At 77.4% G+C, this 20,598-nt stretch carries 18 protein-coding genes; 9 read left to right on the top strand and 9 right to left on the bottom strand.

The features are described from left to right. Positions 1-80 precede the first annotated feature (80 nt). The 3 genes from ACI798_RS14475 to ACI798_RS14465 form a co-directional block, all read right to left on the bottom strand. Positions 81-791 carry an ANTAR domain-containing protein gene (locus ACI798_RS14475; protein WP_457048228.1) on the bottom strand — a complete coding sequence of 237 codons (711 nt, stop codon included), beginning with the start codon at positions 789-791 and terminating at the stop codon, positions 81-83. A 175-nt stretch (positions 792-966) separates the two neighbouring features. Next, positions 967-2,412: an aminotransferase-like domain-containing protein gene (locus ACI798_RS14470; protein WP_457048227.1), complete on the bottom strand. Its 1,446-nt coding sequence runs from the start codon at positions 2,410-2,412 to the stop codon at positions 967-969. Positions 2,413-2,677: 265 nt separating this feature from the next. Then, on the bottom strand, positions 2,678-3,640 hold the full coding sequence (locus tag ACI798_RS14465; protein WP_457048226.1) for a cobalamin biosynthesis protein: 963 nt from the start codon (positions 3,638-3,640) through the stop codon (positions 2,678-2,680). 40 nt (positions 3,641-3,680) lie between these two features. On the opposite strand from ACI798_RS14465, the gene def reads away from it, so the two are divergent. The 3 genes from def to cobM are packed head-to-tail and all read left to right on the top strand — an operon-like array spanning position 3,681 to position 6,249. Then, positions 3,681-4,238, top strand: coding sequence for a peptide deformylase (def, locus tag ACI798_RS14460; RefSeq protein ID WP_456942144.1), 558 nt, complete (start codon positions 3,681-3,683; stop codon positions 4,236-4,238). Further along, a complete protein-coding gene (gene cbiE / locus ACI798_RS14455) occupies positions 4,235-5,476 on the top strand; it encodes a precorrin-6y C5,15-methyltransferase (decarboxylating) subunit CbiE (protein WP_456942143.1) in 1,242 nt (413 codons plus the stop codon). The genes def and cbiE overlap by 4 nt, the downstream gene beginning before the upstream one ends. Before the next feature lie 29 nt (positions 5,477-5,505). After that, positions 5,506-6,249, top strand: coding sequence for a precorrin-4 C(11)-methyltransferase (cobM, locus tag ACI798_RS14450; protein WP_456942142.1), 744 nt, complete (start codon positions 5,506-5,508; stop codon positions 6,247-6,249). On the opposite strand, the gene ACI798_RS14445 is transcribed toward cobM, so the two are convergent. After that, entirely contained in the window at positions 6,246-7,328 is a 1,083-nt protein-coding gene (locus tag ACI798_RS14445) for a cobalt-precorrin-5B (C(1))-methyltransferase (RefSeq protein WP_456942141.1), read from the bottom strand. The genes cobM and ACI798_RS14445 overlap by 4 nt on opposite strands. A 26-nt stretch (positions 7,329-7,354) precedes the next feature. On the opposite strand from ACI798_RS14445, the gene ACI798_RS14440 reads away from it, so the two are divergent. From ACI798_RS14440 to ACI798_RS14415, 6 genes are all read left to right on the top strand, one after another. Beyond that, complete coding sequence (locus ACI798_RS14440) at positions 7,355-8,083, top strand: cobalt-precorrin-6A reductase (protein ID WP_456942140.1); 729 nt, start codon at positions 7,355-7,357, stop codon at positions 8,081-8,083. Between the two features lie 43 nt (positions 8,084-8,126). Then, positions 8,127-8,609, top strand: coding sequence for an FBP domain-containing protein (locus ACI798_RS14435; RefSeq protein WP_457048237.1), 483 nt, complete (start codon positions 8,127-8,129; stop codon positions 8,607-8,609). 68 nt (positions 8,610-8,677) lie between these two features. Beyond that, complete coding sequence (locus ACI798_RS14430; RefSeq protein ID WP_457048225.1) at positions 8,678-10,291, top strand: peptide ABC transporter substrate-binding protein; 1,614 nt, start codon at positions 8,678-8,680, stop codon at positions 10,289-10,291. Next, complete coding sequence (locus ACI798_RS14425; protein ID WP_456942138.1) at positions 10,288-10,938, top strand: HAD hydrolase-like protein; 651 nt, start codon at positions 10,288-10,290, stop codon at positions 10,936-10,938. The genes ACI798_RS14430 and ACI798_RS14425 overlap by 4 nt, the downstream gene beginning before the upstream one ends. 29 nt (positions 10,939-10,967) lie before the next feature. After that, entirely contained in the window at positions 10,968-12,668 is a 1,701-nt protein-coding gene (locus tag ACI798_RS14420; protein WP_457048224.1) for an ABC transporter, read from the top strand. Further along, entirely contained in the window at positions 12,665-14,263 is a 1,599-nt protein-coding gene (locus ACI798_RS14415; RefSeq protein ID WP_456942136.1) for a GTPase, read from the top strand. Before ACI798_RS14420 ends, ACI798_RS14415 begins: the two co-directional genes overlap by 4 nt. A gap of 215 nt (positions 14,264-14,478) precedes the next feature. Here the strand turns inward: ACI798_RS14415 and ACI798_RS14410 are convergent, their stop codons facing one another. The 5 genes from ACI798_RS14410 to ACI798_RS14390 all read right to left on the bottom strand — a co-directional run bounded on the left by ACI798_RS14410 (position 14,479) and on the right by ACI798_RS14390 (position 20,564). After that, complete coding sequence (locus ACI798_RS14410; protein WP_457048223.1) at positions 14,479-15,096, bottom strand: hypothetical protein; 618 nt, start codon at positions 15,094-15,096, stop codon at positions 14,479-14,481. A 370-nt stretch (positions 15,097-15,466) separates the two neighbouring features. After that, on the bottom strand, positions 15,467-17,017 hold the full coding sequence (locus ACI798_RS14405; protein ID WP_457048222.1) for a DUF222 domain-containing protein: 1,551 nt from the start codon (positions 17,015-17,017) through the stop codon (positions 15,467-15,469). A gap of 121 nt (positions 17,018-17,138) precedes the next feature. Beyond that, complete coding sequence (locus ACI798_RS14400) at positions 17,139-18,365, bottom strand: MFS transporter (RefSeq protein WP_457048221.1); 1,227 nt, start codon at positions 18,363-18,365, stop codon at positions 17,139-17,141. 38 nt (positions 18,366-18,403) lie between these two features. Beyond that, positions 18,404-19,897, bottom strand: a complete 1,494-nt coding sequence (locus ACI798_RS14395; RefSeq protein ID WP_457048220.1) for a precorrin-2 C(20)-methyltransferase — start codon at positions 19,895-19,897, stop codon at positions 18,404-18,406. A gap of 46 nt (positions 19,898-19,943) precedes the next feature. Beyond that, on the bottom strand, positions 19,944-20,564 hold the full coding sequence (locus tag ACI798_RS14390; RefSeq protein ID WP_456942133.1) for a precorrin-8X methylmutase: 621 nt from the start codon (positions 20,562-20,564) through the stop codon (positions 19,944-19,946). Positions 20,565-20,598 lie beyond the last annotated feature (34 nt).

The following is a 20,598-nucleotide window of genomic DNA, read 5'->3' as shown; positions in this document are numbered from 1 at the left end:
CGTCTGCCCGCCGGCCCGGACCCCGGGCATCCTCCCCTGTCGCCCGCGCGGTCCGGGAGGCAGGGCCGCGCGGGCGGGGGTCAGCGCTCGACGTGTCCCGGGGGCGGGCAGGCGTCGCGCAGGATCGCGCGCACCTCGGGCGCCAGGGGGCGTGCTCCCGAGGCGGAGGCGACGAGGTCGAGGGCGACGTCGCGGACCTTGCGGTGGACGTGGCTGGAGATGTGCGCCAGCAGGTCGAAGGCCACCTGGTCGCCGCACCCGGTGAGGAGCATGAGCACGCCCTTGGCCTGCTCGATCGGCGCCCGGCTGGCCATCGCGGTGCGCAGCTGGGCCACCTCGGTCTCCAGCGCCGCGACGCGTTCCTCGGCCGACGGCACCGCCGGCTGCGGGGCCTCGACCATCAGGCCCTCGACCGCGATCACCCGGCCGTCGTCGTCCGTCCGCGGCTCGCCGAGGAAGACCACGGGCCGGTGGCTGTCGCCGGACCGCAGCCGCACCTGCAGGCAGAAGGCCTGCGCCCCGGTGACCGCCGCGGAGAGCGCGTCGATGGTCCGCGCCCGGTCGTCGGGGTGCTGGGCGGCGACGAGCACCTCGGTGGAGGGGCCGGGGCCGCCGTCGGCGAGGCCGTGCAGGGCGGCCATCTCCGCCGACCACCACCAGTCCCCGCTGGCGCGCTCGTAGCGCCACCGGCCGGCGACGGCGGGGCGCCGCCGGGGGAGCGGCGGCGGGGGGGCCGGCCGGGCGGCCGGTGGGTGGTGTCTGGGGGCGACACGCGACTGGGTCGACGTCATGGCGGGCTCCGGGGGAGACACGCGCCGGGCGTGGCCCGGCAAGAGCGCCGCGCAGCCGGCTGTTCGACCATCTGCGGAACGCCGGGGGACATCCCGGCCGCTCGGGGACCTCCATGACGGTAGTCCCCCGGAGCCGGGGGCGCACGGTCACCGGACGGCCGGGATCTGGTATGTGTCACACCACCGTGAGGGGCCGCGCCGGATGGCGCACCACCGGATCGCTGCGCAGCGCGCCGTCCACGGCGGCGAGGGTGGCGACGGCGCTGCGCAGGTCCGCGGCGGGCAGGGTGAACGGCACCCGCAGGCGGTCGTCGAAGGCGGTGCCGGTGCCGAACGCGCGGCCCTCGGCGAGCAGCAGCCCGAGCGGGGCGGCGGCCGCCGCCAGCGCGGCGGAGCTGCTGCCCGGCGGCAGCGCGCACCAGACCGACAGGCCGCCGCGCGGGGGCGTCGCGGTCCAGGCCGGGAGGCGGCCCGCCAGCTCGGCCAGCAGCACCTGCCGGCGCTCGCGCAGCAGCGCCCGCCGCTGCTCGAGGACGGCGTCGAGGTCGCGCACCAGGGCCGCCGCGGCCAGCTGGTCGAGCAGGCCCACCGAGAGCTGGCGGCGGCCCAGCGCGGCGCCGAGCGACGCGGCGAGGGCGGCGTCGGTCCGCAGCCAGCCGACCCGCAGGCCGCCCCACACCGCCTTGGACAGCCCGCCGACGGTGATCGTCGCGGCGTCGGGCAGGCCTGCGGCGTACGGGGGCAGCGGCCCGTCGTCGAGGTGCAGCTCCGCGGTGACCTCGTCGACGACGGTCAGCACGCACTGCTGCCACAGCGTCGCGGCCAGGCGGCGGCGCCCGGCGGCGGACAGGCGGGCGCCGCTGGGGTTGGAGAAGTCGGGCATGAGGAAGGCCATCCGCGGGCTGCTCTGCCGGACGGCGATGTGCGCGGCGCCGACGACCGCGTCGGGGTCGGCGGCGTCCACGGCCACCGGGACGCACCGGCCGCCGGCGGTGGTGACCAGGCCCAGGGCCCCCGGGTAGGTGGGGTGCTCGACCAGCACCCGGTCGCCGGGCTGCAGCAGCGTCTCGAACACCAGCGCGGTCGCGTCGCCGGTGCCCGCGGTGACCACCACCTGGTCGGGGTCGGTGGGCAGGCCGCGGGCGGTGTACCGGTCGGCGACCGCCGCCCGCAGCTCCAGGAGCCCGCCCGGCGCGTAGCCGTGACCGGCGGCGACGGCGGGCAGCCGCTCGAGCGCCTGCCGGTAGGCGGGCAGCAGCTGGGGTGCCGCCTCGGGCGCGGCGTGGGCGAGGTCGAGCAGGGCCGGATCGGTGGTCGGGGCGGTCCACACCGGGTCGGCCGGGGGTGCCTCGACGACGGTGCCCGCGCCGTGCCGGGTGCTCGCGTGCCCCTCCTCGCGCAGCAGCCGGTAGGCCGAGGCGACGGTCACCCGGCTGACCGCCAGCGCCGCCGCGAGGTCGCGCTCGGCCGGCAGGCGGGTACCCGGCGCGAGCTGCCCGAGCGCGGCCAGCTCGCGGATGCGACGGGCCAGCGCGGCGTACCGCGGGCCCGCCAGGTCGCCGAGTGGCCCGACCAGTCCGGCCAGCTCGGGAGCGGTGGACTGCTCGATGCTCGGTGGCATGCAGGCCACCATGCCGGATTGGACCGCTTCCGTCCAGGCCGGATGGTGCCACTGTCCTGTGCATGACTCCTGGTGCCGTCCTCGTCCTGCTGTTCCTGCTGGCCCTGGCCGCCCTGGCGGTGGCCACGCTGGTGGTCGCCGTCCGCGGCGGCCGCGGCCCGGCCGACCCGCCGGCCAGCCACCCCCGGGTGGACCCGTCCGGCTTCCCCGTGCCGTCGGCGCCGCGCGGTGCGCTCCACGGGCGCGGGCCGCGGACCCGGGCCCCTCAGCGGCCGCGGGCCGTCCTGCTCAGCGCCGCGAGGGCCGCGGCGGCCAGCCACACCGCGCGCGACAGGCGCACCGCCCGGGTGACGTCCCTGCCGGCCGGCGCCGTCCCGTCGCCGAGCACCGGCCGGTCCTCCACCCGGCTGCCGTAGACGTTGCGCCCGCCCAGCCGCAGTCCCAGGGCGCCGGCCGCCGCGGCCTCGCAGCGGCCGGCGTTGGGGCTCGGGTGGGCGGCGCCGTCGCGGCGCCACACCCGCAGCGCCCCGCGCGCCGACCCGCCGGCCGACCGGGCGCAGGCCACGGTCAGCGCCGCGGTGAGCCGGGCGGGCAGCCAGTTGGCGGCGTCGTCGGCGCGGGCGGCGGCCCAGCCGAACCGGGCGTACCGCGGGGAGCGGTGGCCGACCATCGCGTCGAGGGTGTTGACCGCGCGGTAGCCGAGCAGCCCGGGCAGCCCGGCCAGCGCGCCCCACACCAGCGGCGCGACGGCGGCGTCGGAGGTGTTCTCCGCGACCGACTCGACCGTGGCCCGGGCCAGCTCCGCCTCGTCGAGGGCCGAGGGGTCCCGCCCGGCGAGCGTGGGCAGCAGCGCCCGGGCCGCGGGCAGGTCGCCCGCCTCCAGCGCGCCGGCCATCGCCGTCGCCGCCCGGCCCAGCGAGGTGCCGCCCAGCACCGCCCACGTGGCGGCGGCGACGGCGGCCGTGCGCACCGCCGGCCGGCCGCGGGTGGCGTGGTCGACGGCCGCCCCCAGCCCCGCCGCGCCCGCGACGAGGACCGCCGCGTACCCCGCACCCGCCGCGCGGGAGTCCCGCCAGGCCCGCCGCTCCAGCGCCGCGGCGACCGTGCCGAACCCGGCCACCGGGTGACGTCGCGCGGGATCGGCCAGCAGCAGGTCGGCGGCCGCGCCGAGCGCCAGGCCGACGGCGGTGGGGAGGTCTCGGCGGCTGCGGCCTCGGCGGTGGAGCACGGCGCCCATCCTGCCGAGGGCGCTTCCTAGGATCGCGGCCATGCGCCTGCCCGGCCGTTACGACGGCGTCGCCCGGCCGATCGTCACCTACGGCAGCAACGAGGTGCTGCACCGCCCGACCGCCCCGGTCACCGAGTTCGACGAGCGGCTGCGCCGGCTGGTCCTCGACATGTTCGCCTCGATGCGCGAGGCCGACGGGGTGGGGCTGGCGGCCAACCAGATCGGCGTCGACGCGCGGGTGTTCGTCATCGACTGCCCCGACGCCGACGGGGAGGACGTCGTCGGCTACGCGGTGAACCCGCGGCTCACGCTGCTCGAGCCGGTCGGCGACGAGCCGGCCGAGGAGGTCACCGAGGAGGGCTGCCTGTCGGTGCCCGGCCCCTACGCCGAGCTCGCCCGCGCCTTCCGCGCCCGGGTGGACGGCGTCGACGTGAAGGGGGCGCCGGTCTCCATCGAGGCCACCGGCATGGCCGCGCGCTGCCTGCAGCACGAGGTGGACCACCTCGACGGCGTCGTCTACGTGGACCGGCTGCCCGAGGAGCTGCGCGAGCGGCTGCTCGCCGAGGCCGCCGGCCCCGAGGGCGAGCTGCCGGCGTGAGCGGGGTCGCGGAGGCGGTGGAGGAGGCCGGGACGACCCCGATCGTCGTCGTGGGGATCGGCGCGGACGGCTGGGACGGGCTGGCCCCGACCTCGCGGGCGGAGGTCGAGCGGGCCGAGGTGCTGCTCGGCAGCTCCCGCCAGCTCGACCTGGTCCCGCCGGAGGTGGCCGCCCAACGGGTGCCCTGGCCCTCGCCGCTCACCGAGGCGCTGCCCGGGCTGGTCGAGGCGCATGCCGGCCGCGCACTGGTGGTCCTGGCCAGCGGTGACCCGATGCTGTCGGGCATCGGCACCACGCTGACCCGCCTGCTGGGCGCCGGGCGGGTGCGGGTGCTGCCGGCGCCGTCGTCGGTGTCGCTGGCCTGCGCCCGGCTGGGCTGGGCGGTCGAGGACACCGAGGTGGTCACGCTGGTCGGCCGGCCGATCGAGCTGCTGCACCCGCACGTGCAGCCCGGCCGGCGGCTGCTGGTGCTCGGGTCCGACGGCGAGACGCCGGCGCAGGTGGCGCGGCTGCTGTCCGATCGCGGCTACGGGCAGAGCCTGGTCACCGTGCTCGGCGGGCTGGGCGGCCCGGACGAGGAGGTGCGCACGGGTACCGCGGCCACCTGGTCGCAGCCGGCGCCGGCGCTGGTCGTCACCGCCGTCGAGTGCCGGGCCGACCGCGGCACCGCGCCGCTGCCGACCACCCCCGGCCTGCCCGACGGCGCCTACGAGTCCGACGGGCAGCTGACCAGGTCCGAGGTCCGGGCGGTCACCCTCGCCCGGCTGGCCGCCGTCCCCGGTCAGCTGCTGTGGGACGTCGGGGCCGGCGCCGGGTCGATCGGCATCGAGTGGATGCGCGCCCACCCGACCTGCCGCGCCGTCGCGGTGGAGGCCTCGGCCGAGCGGGCCGAGCGGATCGCCCGCAACGCCGGCCGCCTCGGCGTCCCGTACCTCCGGGTGGTGCACGGGCACGCGCCGGACGTCCTCTCCCGGCTGGGCGCCCCCGACGCGGTGTTCATCGGCGGCGGCCTCACCACGCCGCTGCTGGTGGAGACCTGCTGGGACGCGCTGCCGGTCGGCGGCCGCCTGGTGGCCAACGCGGTCACGGTGGAGAGCGAGGCGGTGCTCGCCCAGTGGCACGCGCGGGTCGGCGGGGAGCTGGTGCGGGTGGAGGTGCAGCGCGCCGAGCCGGTCGGGTCGTTCACCGGCTGGAAGCCCGCGATGCCCGTGACGATCTGGTCGGTGACCCGGTGGTGAGCAGCCATTAGCGCTACGAAGGACCTCCCGTGACGGTGCACTTCATCGGGGCCGGGCCCGGGGCCGCGGACCTCGTCACCCTCCGGGCGGCGCGGATCATCGCCAGCGCCCCGGTCTGCCTGTACGCCGGCGCGCTGGTGCCCCGCGAGCTGCTCGACACCGCCCCGCCCGGCGCCCGGCTGGTCGACACCGCCGACCTCGACCTCGACCGGATCACCGCCGAGCTGGTCGCCGCCCACGAGGCCGGCCACGACGTCGCCCGGCTGCACTCCGGTGACCCGTCGGTCTACAGCGCCGTGGCCGAGCAGATGCGCCGGCTCGACGCCGCGGGGGTGCCCTACGACGTCGTCCCGGGGGTGCCCGCCTTCGCCGCCGCGGCGGCCGCGCTCAAGCGGGAGCTGACCGTGCCCGGCGTCGGGCAGACCGTCGTGCTGACCCGCACCAGCGCCCGGTCCACGCCGATGCCGCCGGGGGAGGAGCTCGCCGCCTACGCCGCCACCGGCGCCACGCTCGTGCTGCACCTGGCCGTGCAGCGGATGGCCGAGCTCGCGCCGCAGCTGGCCGAGCACTACGGCCCCGACGGCCCGGTCGCCGTCGTCGCCCGGGCCAGCCGCGACGACGAGCTGGTGCTGCGCGGCACGCTCGCCGACATCGCCGGGCAGGTCGAGGCCGCGGGCGTGAAGCGGACGGCGGTCGTCGTCGTGGGCCCGGTGCTCACCGCGGAGCAGTTCCCCGACAGCCACCTCTACTCGACGACGAGATGTCGCTCCTAGGTGCGCCCGACGATCGCCCCCGCCCGGTCGATCACCACGACGTCGACCTCGACCGGGGCTCCCCGCAGCACGCCGAGCGCGGTCTCCCGGGCGCCGGCGGCCACCAGGTCGCCCAGCGGGAGCCCGGCCGCCTGGCACTGCCGCAGCGCGTCGAGCGCGGTGTTGGCGCCGCGCACGCCCTCGACGAGCGCCGGGGAGCCCCCCGCGGACGCCACCCGGGCGGCGAGGGAGTCGAAGGACACCTGGGAGCGGCCCGAGTGCAGGTCGAGGTGACCGTCGGCGAGCTTGGCCAGCTTGCCGATGCCGCCGGCCACGGTCAGCCGCGGCACCGGGTGGCGGCGCAGGTACTTGAGCACCGCGCCGGCGAAGTCGCCCATGTCGAGCAGGGCGTCCTCGGGCAGGCCGTGGAGCTCCTGGACCGTCTTCTCGCTGGTCGACCCGGTGCACCCGGCCACGTGGGTGTGCCCGGCCGCGCGGGCGACGTCGATGCCGCGGCGGATCGAGTCGATCCACGACGAGCACGAGTACGGGACGACGACGCCGGTCGTGCCGAGCACCGACAGCCCGCCGAGGATGCCCAACCGCGGGTTCCACGTCCTCCGCGCGAGCTCCGCGCCGTTCTCGATGGACACCTCGACGACGACGTCGCCGCTGCCGCCGTGCCGTGCCGCCACCGCCGCGACGTGCTCGCGGATGAACTGCCGCGGCATCGGGTTGATCGCCGGCTCGCCGACCGCCAGCGGCAAGCCCGGCTTGGTCACGGTGCCCACGCCCTCGCCGGCGCGGAAGACGACGCCGCTGCCCGGCTCGCCGTGCGTCACCCGCACGCCGACCAGCGCGCCGTGGGTGACGTCGGGGTCGTCGCCGGCGTCCTTCACGATCGCGGCGCTGGCCGCCTCGGGCTCCAGCGACTCGCGGGCCAGCGCGAACGACGGGTGCCGGTCGTTGGGCAGGTCGATGGTCACCGGGTCGGGGAACTCGCCGGTGAGCAGCGCCGTGTAGGCCGCGGTGGTGGCCGCCGTCGCGCACGCGCCGGTGGTCCAGCCGTGCCGCAGCCCGGAGGCGCCGTCCCTGCTCACCGGCCCATGATCCCCGGGCGGGCACCGTGAGCGGGCAGGTGCTGGTCCTCGGCGGCACCGGGGAGGCGCGGCGGCTGGCCGCGGCGCTGGTCGCCCGCGGGGTGGACGTGCTCTCCAGCCTCGCCGGGCGGGTGACCGACCCGGTGCTGCCCGAGGGCGGCGTGCGGGTCGGCGGGTTCGGCGGCGCCGACGGGCTGGCCGGCTGGCTGGCCACCCACCGGCCGCGGGCCGTCGTCGACGCGACCCACCCGTTCGCCGCCCGGATCACCGCGAACGCGGCGGCCGCGGCGCGGCGGCAGGGCGTGCCGCTGCTGCGGCTGCAGCGGCCGGGCTGGACGCCGGGGCCGGGGGACCGGTGGACGTACGTGGACTCGCTGGCCGAGGCGGCCGCGGCGGTCCGGGACGCCGGCACGGTCTTCCTCACCACCGGCCGGCAGGGCGTCGGCGCGTTCGCGGCGCTGCCCGGGCGGGTGCTGGTGCGCTCGGTCGACCCGCCGGACGAGCCGCTGCCCGCGGGCGCGGTGCTGCTGCTCGCGCGGGGACCGTTCACGGTCGAGGAGGAGGTCGCGCTGCTGCGGGAGCACGGCGTCGACGTCGTCGTGACCAAGGACTCCGGCGGGCACATGACCGAGGCCAAGCTGGTCGCCGCCCGGCAGCTCCGGCTGCCCGTGGTGCTGGTCCGCAGGCCGCCGCTGCCGGCGGGCGTCGACGTGGTGCGCACGGTGGACGAGGCGGTGGCCTGGATAACCCGTTGAGACGCGACGGTGCCGGAACGCAGGATGGCCCCTCGTGGAACCGATGACCGAGCAGCAGGTGCGGCGCTCCTTCGTCAACTGCTCGAAGGGCGAGGCGAACTCCGCCACGCTGCCGCGCGACCTCGCCGACCTGCCGTGGGACGAGCTCGAGGTGCTCGGCTGGCGCGACCCGAAGGCGCCGCTGCGCGGCTACCTCGTCGTCCAGCGGGAGGGGGAGCCGGTCGGGATCGCGCTGCGGGCGGCCGACACCCGGATGTCGGTGCGCCGCACCGTCATGTGCCTGCTGTGCCGGTCGACGCACTCCGGCGACGCCGTCTCGCTGTTCACCGCGCGCCGCGCCGGGGAGGCCGGCCGCAACGGCAACACGGTCGGCACCTACGTCTGCGCCGACCTCGGCTGCGCCGCCCGCGCGCGCGCCGAGATCCCGCCGTGGCTGCGCGACCGCGACCCGGTGGAGGTGGGCGAGGAGCGGGCCGCCGAGCTGCGGGGGCGCGTGGAGGAGTTCCTCGACGCCGTGCTGCGGTGACCCCGCCGGTCCCGGCAGCGGGAGGACACTGCCTGCCCTGACCGCTCGTGAGGGGAGGACGCCGCCCCGTGCCGCCCGGACGCCCTCCCGGCCTCGTGGCGCTCGCCGTCGCCGCCCTCCTGAGCGGAACGGCCTGCGACGGGTCGCCGCCGGACGGCCCGGCGGCCGGGACGGTGACGATCTCGATCGGTGAGCCGGTCGCCCCGTTGGTGCCCGGGGCGACCACCGAGGAGTCCGGCGGGCAGGTCCTCGAGTCGCTGTGGACGGGGCTGGTCGAGTACGGCCCGGACGGCGGGATCCGGTGGACCGGCGTCGCCGAGTCGGTCGAGTCCGCGGACGACACCACCTGGACGATCCGGCTGCACGACGGCTGGACCTTCCACGACGGCTCGCCGGTCACCGCGTCGTCGTTCGTCGACGCCTGGAACGCCACCGCCTGGGCGCCGAACGCGATGGGCGGGTCCTACGCCCTGGCCGACGTCGTCGGCTACACGGACCTGCAGGGCACCGACGGCGGGGAACCGGCCGCGCGGGAGATGAGCGGGCTGCGCGTCGTCGACGACCGGACGTTCACCGTGACGCTGACCGCGCCCTTCGCCTCCTTCCCCGTCACCCTCGGGCAGCGGGTGCTGTTCCCGCTCCCGGAGGCCTGGTTCGAGGACCCGGCCGGCTTCGGCCGCCGGCCGGTCGGCAACGGGCCGTTCCGGGCGGAGGGGGAGTTCGTCCCCGGCCGGGGCATCACGCTGCGGCGGTACGAGGACTACGCGGGCCCGCGCCCGGCCGCGGCCGAGGCGGTCGAGTACCGGGTCCACGTCGGCGAGGACACCGGGTACACCGAGCCGCTGGCGGGGGACCTCGACGTCCTGCCGGGCGCCTCGCCCGACGTGGCCGCCCGGGTGCGGAGCGACGACGGCGTCCGCGTCGTCGGCACCCCGACCGCGGGCCTCACCCACCTGGCGCTGCCGCTGTACGACGAGCGCTGGGCCGACCCCCGGGTCCGCCGGGCGCTGTCGCTGGCGATCGACCGCGCGGCCATCGCCGAGGCGCTGTTCGCGGGCACCCGGCGCCCGGCGGACGCGCTGGTCGCACCGGGGGTGCCCGGGCACCGGGACGGCGCCTGCGGGTACTGCGTCCTGGACGTCGACCGCGCGAACGCGCTGCTGGACGAGGCGGGCTTCGACCGCGGGCGGCCGGTGGAGCTGTGGTTCAACGCGGGCGCGGGCAACGACGCCTGGATCGAGGCCGTGGGCAACCAGCTGCGCAGCCACCTCGGGGTCGAGTTCCTCCTGCACGGGACGCTCGCCCCCGCGGAGTACCTCGGTCTGGTCGCCGAGCGGGGGATGACCGGCCCCTTCCGCCACGGCTGGGCCGCGGACTACCCGAGCCCGCGGAGCTTCCTCGAGCCGCTGTTCGCGTCCCGGGCGCACCCGCCGGCCGGGGCGAACCTGGCGTTCTACGCCGACCCGGCCTTCGACGCGCTGCTCGCCGAGGCCAACGCCGCCCCCACCGAGGAGGAGGCGCTCGCCGCCTACGACCGGGCGGAGGACGTCGTGCTGGAGGCCATGCCGGTCGTCCCGCTGTTCGTCGACGTGACGCAGACGCTGTACTCCGAGGACGTCGAGGACGTCGTGGTGGAGCCGTTCGGAGGGGTGGACACCAGCGCGATCAGACTGGCGCGGTGACCCCGCTCGTCCTGTTCGACCTCGACGGCACGCTGGTCGACTCGACGCCGGGCATCGCCGCCTCGGTGCGGGTCGCCGCGGCCGAGCTCGGCCTGCCCGAGCCGACGCCCGCGCAGCTGCGCGACATGGTCGGCCCGCCGCTGCAGGACGGCTTCGCCACGGTGCTCGGGGTCCCGCCGGCCGACGTCGGCCGGGCGGTGGCCGCCTACCGGGCGCACTACGCGGCCGGCGCGCTGCTCGACGTCGCCGTGTACGAGGGCATCCCCGGGCTGCTGGCCACCCTCCGCGACGGCGGGACGACGCTGGCCGTGGCGACCAGCAAGCCCGAGGTGTTCGCCGTCCGGGTGCTCGAGGCCACCGGCCTGCGGGCCGCGTTCAGCAGCGTGCACGGCGCCACCCTCGACGGCGCGGTGCGGCACAAGGACCAGGTCGTGGCCGCCGCGCTCGCCGCGCACCCCGCCCACCGGCCGGCCGCGCTCGTCGGCGACCGCGCGCAGGACGTGCTCGGCGCGGCGGCGCACGGGCTGGCGTGCGTGGGCGCGGGCTGGGGACCGGGCGGCCCGGGCGAGCTGGAGGGGGCCGGCGCGGCGGTCGTCGTCGCGACGCCGGGGGAGGTGCCGGCCGCGCTCGCGGCGCTCGACGGGTAGCGGACCGCCGTCCTGGCTAGTTACCCCATGTGACCGGGCCCGTTCCGCTGACCGATGCGCTGCAGGAGCTGCGCGACGCCGTCGCCGCGGCGCCGCTCGGCCTGGCCACCCCCGCGCGGGACGCGACCGCGCGGACCGCCCGGGCGGTGGTCGACCAGGTCGACGACTACCTGCTGCCCCGCCTGCGCGACCTCGACGCCCCGCTGCTCGCCGTCGTCGGCGGCTCGACCGGCGCGGGCAAGTCCACGCTGGTCAACAGCGTGCTGGGGGCGCGGGTGACCACGCCCGGGGTGCTCCGGCCGACCACCCGCGCCCCCGTGCTCGTCTGCTCGCCGGCCGACCTGCCGGCGTTCTCCGGCGACCGCGTGCTGCCCGGGCTGCCGCGCACGACCGGCGAGGGCGACGTCACCGGCGGCCTGCGGCTGGTGCCCAGCGGGGCGCTGCCGGCCGGGCTCGCGCTCGTCGACGCCCCCGACGTCGACTCGGTGGTCGAGGCCAACCGCGACCTCGCCGGACAGCTGCTGTCGGCGGCGGACCTGTGGGTCTTCGTGACGACGGCGGCCCGCTACGCCGACGCCGTCCCGTGGGACCTGCTGCGCACGGCGCAGGAGCGGGGCACCGCGCTGGCCGTCGTGCTGGACCGGGTGCCGCCCGAGGCGGTGACCGAGGTGGCCGCCGACCTCGCCGGGATGCTGCAGCGCGGCGGGCTGGCGTCGGCGCGGCTGTTCGTGGTCGAGGAGCGGCCGCTGCGCGACGGCTTCCTGCCCGAGGAGCAGGTGGCGCCGCTGCGCGACTGGCTGCGCGGGCTGGCCGCCGACCAGGAGCAGCGCGCCGCCGTCGTCCGGCAGACGCTGGCCGGGGCGCTGGAGAGCCTGGACGGGCGGGTGGCCGCGGTCGCGGACGGGGTGGACGAGCAGGCCGCGGCGGCGACCGCCCTCGGGAACGCCGCCGACGCCGCCTACGACGCGGCGCGGGACGCGGTCGGCGAGGGCGTGGGCAACGGCAGCCTGCTGCGCGGCGAGGTGCTGGCCCGCTGGCAGGACTTCGTGGGCACCGGCGAGTGGATGCGCTCGCTGCAGAACCGGGTGGGCCGGCTGCGCGACCGGCTGGGCGCCGCGCTCACCGGCCGCCCGACGTCGGCGGACTCGCTGCACGGCGCGCTGGAGTCGGGGGTGGAGACGCTGCTGCACGCCGAGGCCGGCCGCGCCGCCGACCGCACGGTGACGGCGTGGCGCGCCCTGCCCGGCGGTCCGGCTCTGGTCGCCGGGCGCGAGGAGGACCTCGGGTCGGTGTCGCCGGACTTCGCGCCCGCGGCCGCCGACGAGGTGCGCGACTGGCAGGGCCACGTGCTCGACCTGGTGCGCGAGGAGGGCGCGGGCAAGCGCTCGCAGGCGCGACTGCTGTCGTGGGGCGTCAACGGGGCCGGCGCGGTGGTGATGGTGGCCGTCTTCGCGTCCACCGCGGGCCTGTCGGGTGCCGAGCTCGCCGTCGCCGGCGGGACGACGGCGCTCGGGCAGCGGGTGCTCGAGGCGGTGTTCGGTGACGCCGCGGTGCGCTCGCTGGCCGCCCGGGCCCGCGCCGACCTCGACGCCCGCGCCGACCGGCTGCTGGCCGCCGAGCAGGACCGCTTCGACGAGCTGCTCGCCGTCGCCGCGGACGCCCCCGCCGCGGCGGAGGGGCTGCGCTCCGCCGTCGCCACGCTGGCGGCGGCCCGGGGGGCCGCCGCGTGAGGGGCCGCGGGCTGTCGCTGGCCGACCGGCTGGCCGCGCTGCGCGAGGCGGTCGAGGTCGCCGACGGGCGGCTGGAGGTGCCCGAGGTGGGCACCGCGCGGTCGCTGTTGGCCAAGGCCGGGGCCCGGGAGGCGCTGGGCGACGCGACCGTCGTCGCGCTGGCGGGGGCCACCGGCAGCGGCAAGTCCACGCTGTTCAACGCGCTGTCGGGGGCGGAGGTGAGCACGCCCGGCGTGCGGCGGCCGACCACCGGTGTCGCGCACGCGAGCGTGTGGGGCGACCCCTCCGCCGGAGCGCACGGCGCCGACCGGCTGCTCGACTGGCTGGAGGTGCCGCGGCGGCACCGGGTCGCCGACCCCGACCCCGCGCTCGACGGCCTGGTGCTGCTGGACCTGCCCGACCACGACAGCGTGCGGCTGGAGAACCGGCTGGAGGTCGACCGGCTGGTGCAGCTGGTCGACGTCCTGGTCTGGGTGCTGGACCCGCAGAAGTACGCCGACGACGCCGTCCACTCCCGCTACCTCGCGCCGCTGGCCGGGCACTCGGGCGTGCTGCTGGTGGTGCTCAACCAGGTCGACCGGCTCGACGAGGCGGCGGTCGCCGCGTGCCTGGCCGACCTGCGCCGGCTGCTCGACGAGGAGGGCCTGTCCGGGGTGCCGGTGCTGCCGACCGCGGCGTCCAGCGGCCTGGGCCTGCCGCAGCTGCGCGCCGAGCTGGGCCGCCGGGTGGGCGCGCGGAAGGCCGCCACCGACCGGCTGACCGCGGACGCCCGGGGCGCCGCCGCGGCCCTGGCCGCCCACTGCGCTCCCGACGCCGGCCGCGACCGCGGGCCGGACCGGGCGGCGCGGGAGGAGCTCGCCGGGGCGCTCGCCGACGCCGCGGGGGTGCCGGCCGTGGTCGGCGCGGTCGAGCGCTCGGCGGTCCGCAGCGGCGTGGCGCACACCGGCTGGCCGGTGCTGCGGTGGACGTCGAAGCTGCGAGCCGACCCGCTGGGCCGGCTCAACCTGGGCGACGAGCGCTCCCGGACCTCGCTGCCGCCGGCCGGGGCGGTGCAGCGGGCCGGGATGGACGCCGCGCTGCGCCGGGCCCGCGACGACGCCGGCCGCGGGCTGCCGCCGGCCTGGCGCGACGAGCTGCGCCGCACGTCGGAGGACACCGAGGATCGGCTGCCCGACCGGCTCGACCGCGCCGTCGCCGGCACCGACCTCGGCCGCGACCGGACGCCGCTGTGGCAGCGCGCGGTCGGGGGCCTGCAGTGGCTCCTGGCGCTGACCGCGCTGGTCGGCGCGCTCTGGCTGCTCGCGCTGGCCGGGCTCGGGCTGCTGCAGCTCGACGACGTCCTCCCGCTGCCGCGGGTCCAGGGCATCCCGCTGCCCACGCTGCTGCTGGCCGGCGGCCTGCTCGCCGGGCTGCTGCTGGCGCTGCTGTGCCGGCCGCTGGTGGCCGCGGGCGCCCGGCGCAAGGCGCGGACGGCGCGGCGCCGGCTCACCGCCCGGGTGGCGGAGGTGGCCGACGAGGAGGTGCTGGCGCCGCTGTCGGAGGCGCGCGCCGACCACGACCGGTTCTGCGCCGCGGTGGGTCGCGCACGATCCTGACGTGGCGGGCGCGTGCTCCGCGTCGTCGCCGAGCGGTCCGACGTGGCGACGTCGCCTGTCACGGCCGTCGCCTGTCACGGCCGTCGGGTGTCACGGCCGTCGGTTGTCGGAAGCGGCCTGTCTCGAGACACCTGCCCGTCGGAGCCGGGCGCCATCAGGCCCGGACGTGGCGACGGCCCGGCCCGCGGGTGCGGGCCGGGCCGGGAGTCCGAGGATCAGCCGTTCGGGTCGATTCGTGCCTCGCACTCGGCGCCACCGGTCAGCGGGTTCGCACAGAGCGGGTCCCGGGAGTTGATCCACACTCCGCCGGCCTGTGCAGCCACCCGCATCAGCGGGGCGACGCGATCCTGCCGAGAGGTGAACATCAGCCACTGCTGCTCCGCGTCCGCGGCGCTGCCGTAAGCGTGACCGTAGATCCCGAAGTAGTCGTCCACGACCGGCGCGGCAGCCTCGAACTGGGCCCGGTCCTCGAACTCGAGCACCAGGGTGTCCCAGTGATCGTCGCCGAACTCGTCGGCGCACCACAGGAGATCCGTGTGCGCGGGCATCAGGACCTGCTCGTAGCTGTGGATGTACGTGAGATCGTCGCCGCCCTTCGTGGTGGCCAAGGCCTCGTCGAACGGCTCCTCGCAGAACCCCTCCGCAGCCAGCCCGCCCTGGAGCACCAGCAGGGCGTCCGGCTGCACGACCGGCGCGGACGACGGGGCGGTGGTCTGCTGGGCCGCTCCACCTGTCACGGACTCCGAGGCGGGCTCCTGCTGCGGGGAGCTGCACGCAGTGAGGAGCAGGCCCGCGGCGACAGGGAGGAGAACGGTGGATCTGATGCGGCTCAATGCACTCTCCTGGTGTTACAGACGCGACCGGGGATCAACGGGTTCACCAGCTGCATGCGCAGGCGATCCTCGAACCGACTACGCGAGATGGTGAGGACTCCGCGGGCGCGCTACTGAACGTAGCCGAAAGATAACTTGCTGCTATGCAACTCACTGCGTCGGAGCTCTGCGCCTCACCCCATGGGGTTCTGCTTCGGGACTGCAGCACCCCCGTCCACGCGGTGGTGGATGAACACGCTGCTGATTCGCGTCCTCATGACGCGGCCGTGGTGGTCGGAACCCTCAGGGCAACAGGGGACGGGCTGTGGTGCGGCGGTGCCGGACGTCGGCTCGCCGTAGGTGTGACGAGCCGACGTCGGGACGATCACCGTCAGAACGGTGGCGGGTCGTCGTCCGGGTCAGTCGAGGTGTCCGGTTCGGCTGACGGTCGTGGCTCCGGTGTCGCCGGAGGTGGCCTCATGCCCGGCAGCCACGTGGTGCGGGTGATCCCGGAGGGCGTGGTGACGGTCAGCGTGCCGTCGGCGCTCATCTGGAAGCGCCAGCCGCGGGCGAAGGTCTTGAGCCGGTGGTGGGAGCGGCACAGGCAGCACAGGTTCCCGCAGTCGGTCTGGCCGCCGCAGGCGTGGGGGATGACGTGGTCGGCGTCGGCCCACCCGACGCGCTGGCCGCAGGTGGGGAAGCGGCAGGTGCGGTCGCGGGTGTTCACGAACCGCTGCTGCGCCGCAGACGGCGCGTAGGCGTCGGTCGGTTCGGGCCGGTCCAGGACCGCGCACTCGCAGTCCTCGGCGCGGCCTTCGTCAGCTAGGGCGGCCGCGTCGGCGAGGTGGTCGGCCTCGGCGGGGTGGTCGGGGCAACCTCGCCGGGCGAGGCGGCGGAACTGGTCGAGGGTGGTGGTGGCCCGCAGCGTGCCGTCGTCCTCGACCAGGGCCAGGGTGACCGAGCCGCCTTCGGGAGCCCGGATGCCGAGCCCGTCCAGTTGCTGCAGCAGTTCGCGCAGGTGGGCGGCGGTGATCGGAAACCCGTTGACCTGGCCGGCCTCGGTGCTGCGGCCGGCGAGGGCGCTGAGGGGGGCGATGACCTGCAGGTGCGCGGTGACCGGCGGGCGGCCGATCTCCCACGGCCGCTGCAGCAGGTCGGCGTACACCAGGGTGCGCAGCTGCCCGATGGGGCGGGGATCGCCGTCGGCCTTGCGCATCCGGGCGAGTGCGTCGACGACGGCGTGGCAGGCGGCGGCGACGTCGGCGGGGAGGTCGGCGGCGAGGGTGGCCGTGCCGTCGAACGGGCAGTCGTGGAGCCGCACGTCGGCGTGCCGCTGCGCGGTCTCCCGGCGCTGGTCGATGGCGTTGGCGTCGGCCTCCTGCAGCAGCGCCAGGGCGCGGTGCTTGAGCTTGCGCACCGTCAGCGACGTGGCCTCCGGCAGCAGCGCCGCCTCGATGCTGCGGGCGGTGACTGCGCTGGTGTGTTCGAGGACGTCGACCAGGGCCTTGGCGCGGGCTTCGTCCAGGGTGCCGGTGGCCAGTGCGGCCCAGGTGGCGGGCAGCTTCTCCCGGTAGGTCCACGCCCGGTGCGCCAGGTGGGCGGCGGTACCGCGGCCGACGTCGAGCACCACCGCGAGTTCGGCGGTGAAGAACTCCGACACCCCGGGCAGCTCGGTGTCCGGCGCCCACGACCCCCGCCTCGCCCCGGGGGTGCCCGGCGCCGGATCGAGATCGGCGGGGGAGTCGTCGGCCAGGCCGAGGACCAGTTCGGCCTCGTAGGCGGCGTCCGTCGCCTTGCGCAACTGGACCCGCTGCAGCTCGGCCGCCTTCTGCTCCCGCGAGAGGAGGGAGACCGGCAGCCGGGGGATCGTGACCGGCCGCTCGAGCAGCCAGCCGGCGAGCGTCCGCTCCACCGGCGAGACATGGTCGTCGACCTCCTGCACACCCCGAACCTACGGCCGGGGTACGACAGTTCCCGCAGGTCAGCGGCCTGAGAACCCGACCGCAGGGCGCGAAGGCGGTGCTGATCCCCGGGGACACCGGAGGGGCAGCCGGCCTGGGGCCTCAGGCGGCGAGCGGCTCCGACGGCTCGTCGGCGGGCACGGTGGCGGGAGCGCTCCGGTGCGACAGCCGCAGGCCCGCCGCCGCGCCCAACGCGAGCAGGATCACCACGGCGCCGTAGACCTCCGCGGTCAGCCGCAGCCCGACCGCGCCCGAGGCGATGCCCGCGGCGATCGCCGGGATGCTGAAGGCCAGGTAGCCGACGACGAAGACGCTCGACAGCAGGCCCGCGCGGTGGCCGGGCGCGACGCCCGCCGTCACCGTGGCCACCGTGCCGAGGAAGGCGGCCCCGAAGCCCAGGCCGGCCAGCCCGGAGGTCGCGAAGAACAGCCACAGCGTCCCGGTGGCCAGCGCGACCAGCAGGCCCGCGACGGCGACCGCGAAGACGACGCAGCCCCCGCCCATCGCCCGGCGGGGCGGCAGGTCACGGGCCAGCAGGCCGCCGAGGGCGGCCGCGCCCTGCATGCAGAGGATGAGCAGGCTGCCGACGAGGTGGTCCTGCACGCCGAAGACGCCGGCGGTCAGCGACGGCCCCAGGGACAGCACCAGCCCGCCCATCGCCCAGAGTGCGACCAGACACGGGACCCCGACGGCGAAGGCACGCCGCTGCGGCCGCGGCACCTCGACCCGTGGGCGCAGCGAGGCCAGCGCCCCGGGCACCCGCGGGGAGGTCTCCGGCAGCAGCAGCGCCAGTCCGGCGCCCAGAACGAAGGCCACGGTCAGCACCCCGAACACCCACGGCGTGGGCTCCGCGACGCCCTCGATCGCCAGGCCCGCGCCCACCGCGCCCAGGGAGAGCCCCAGGCCCGGCGACACGCTGTTGAGCAGCGCGCCCAGCGGGCGCGCCGAGGGGCGCTGCAGGTCGAGCAGCGCCGCGCCGAGCGACCCGGTCAGCGCGCCGGTCGACAGCCCCTGCAGCGTGCGCGCGGCCAGCAGCCAGCCCACGCCGTCGGCGGCGAGGAAGACCGCCATCGCGACCGCCTGCAGCAGCAGCCCGGCGACGAGCACCGGCCGCCGGCCGACGTGGTCGGACAGGCTGCCGACCACCAGCAGCGCGGCGAGCAGCGCGAAGGCGTAGATGCCGAACACCAGCGTCAGGACGCCGGCGCCGAAGCCGAACTGCTCCTGGTAGACGCGGTACAGCGGGGACGGGACGCCGGAGGCGGCCAGCACCAGCACGAGGAGTCCGGCCACCGACCAGAACGCGACCGGGCGGGGGAGGCGGGGCACGACAGTTGCCAAGGCCACCGACCCGGCCGGCATTCCCGTCAGGACGGGTAGCGGCGCGGCGTGTAGACCTGCCCGGCCGGCGTCACCCGCGTCTGCGAGGACCCGACCAGCAGCAGGCAGCGCATGTCGACCGTCTCCGGGTCGAGGTCGCGCAGCGTCGTCACCCGGACCTCCTCCTCCGGCCCGCCGACGTCCCGGCCGACGACGACCACCGTCTCCGGCTCGCGCACCTCGCGCAGGGCGTCGAGCGCCTTGGCCAGCTGGTGCGGGCGCGCCCGCGACCGCGGGTTGTACAGCGCGAGCACCAGGTCGGCGGCCGCCGCGGAGCGCAACCGGTCCAGGACGACGTCGAGCGGCTTGAGCACGTCGGAGAGGCTGATGACGGCGAAGTCGTGGCCGAGCGGTGCGCCGACCCGCGACGCCACCGCCTGCGCGGCGGTCAGCCCGGGCAGCACCCGCACGCGGACGCCGGCGTGCTCCGGCTGTGCGGCCACCTCGAGCACCGCCGCGGCCATGGCGAACACGCCCGGGTCGCCGCTGGAGACCACCGCGACCCGCCGTCCGGACCGGGCCAGCTCCAGCGCGTGCGCGGCCCGCTCGGCCTCCACCCGGTTGTCACTGGGGTGGCGGGTCTGCCGCGGGTTGGCCGGCACCCGGTCCAGGTAGGGGCCGTAGCCGACCAGGTCGTCCGCGGCGGCGAGCGCGTCGGCGACCTCGGGGGTGGTCCAGCCGCGGGCGCCGGGGCCGAGGCCGATGACGACGACCTCGCCGGTGCGCGGCGCGTCGTCCGGACGCTCCGGCGCGTTCCCCGGCCCGGTGAGCGGCGAGGGCAGCAGCGCCAGGGAGAAGTAGGGGACGGTCGCGGGGTCGACGTCGGCCAGCGGCAGCGTGCGCTGGCGGTCGGTGGTGGCCCGCTCGACGTAGAGCGCGCGGTCGAGCACGCCGGCGGCCTCGAACGCCTCGCGGACCTGCGGGAACGTGCGGCCGAGCTTCACCACCGCGGCGGAGTCGGTGGTGGCCAGCCACTCGGCGAGCTCGTCGGCGGGCAGCGTGCCGGGCAGCACGGTGAGCACCTCGTCCCGCTCCACCAGCGGCCGCCCGACGACCGCCGCGGCGCCGCTGACGCTGGTCACGCCGGGCACCACCTCGGTCGGGTACCGGTGCGCGAGCCGCTTGTGCATGTGCATATAGGACCCGTAGAAGAACGGGTCCCCCTCGGCGAGCACGACGACGTCGCGGCCGGCGTCCAGGTGCGCGGCCAGCCGGGCGGCGGCGGCCTCGTAGAACTCGTCGATCGCGCCCTGGTAGCCGCCGGGGTGGTCGGTGCCCTCGGTGGTGACCGGGTAGACCAGCAGCTCCTCGACCTGCCCCTCGCGCAGGTAGGGCGCGGCCAGCGCGCGGGCGACCGAGCGGCCGTGCCGCGCGGCGTGGAAGGCGACGACGTCGGCGGCGGCGATCAGCCGGGCGGCCTTGACGGTGACCAGCTCGGGGTCGCCGGGCCCCAGCCCGACGCCGTACAGGCGCCCGGTCACCCGGCGCTCCCGGCGGCAGGAACGGCCGTCTCCGACATCCCGGCGCTCACTCGACGTCGCTCGCGATCGCGTTCACCGCGGCCGCGGTCATGGCGCTGCCGCCCCGCCGGCCGCGGACCACGAGGAACGGCAGGTCGGAGGCGGCCAGGGCCTCCTTGGACTCGGCCGCGCCGATGAAGCCGACCGGGATGCCGACGACGGCGGCCGGGCGCGGCGCGCCCGCGGCGACCATCTCCAGCAGGTGGAACAGCGCGGTGGGCGCGTTGCCCACGGCGACGACCGCGCCGTCGAGCCGGTCGCCCCACAGCTCCAGCGCGGCGGCGGTGCGGGTGGTGCCGAGCGCGGCGGCCAGCGCCGGCACGCGCGGGTCGCCCAGGGCGCAGACGACGTCGTTGTCCTTCGGCAGCCGCCGGCGGGTGACGCCGGAGGCGACCATCTGCGCGTCGCACAGGACGGGCGCGCCGGCGTCGAGGGCCTCGCGGGCGAGCCGGACGACGTCGGGGCTCGCGGCGACGTCGCCGACCAGGTCGACCTGGCCGCAGGCGTGGATCATCCGGACGACGACCCGCGCGAGGTCCTCGGGCAGCCCGGCCAGGTCCGCCTCGGCGCGGATGGTCGCGAACGACTGCCGGTAGATCTCGGCGCCGTCCTTCTCGTACTCGTACATCGCCGAGGAGGCTACGGGGCCGGTCCGCGGGGGT

It is taken from the genome of Geodermatophilus sp. SYSU D01045, assembly GCF_054050295.1.
The sequence above is the reverse complement of the archived record's forward strand: the minus strand, read 5'-3'. Positions and strand labels throughout refer to the sequence as shown.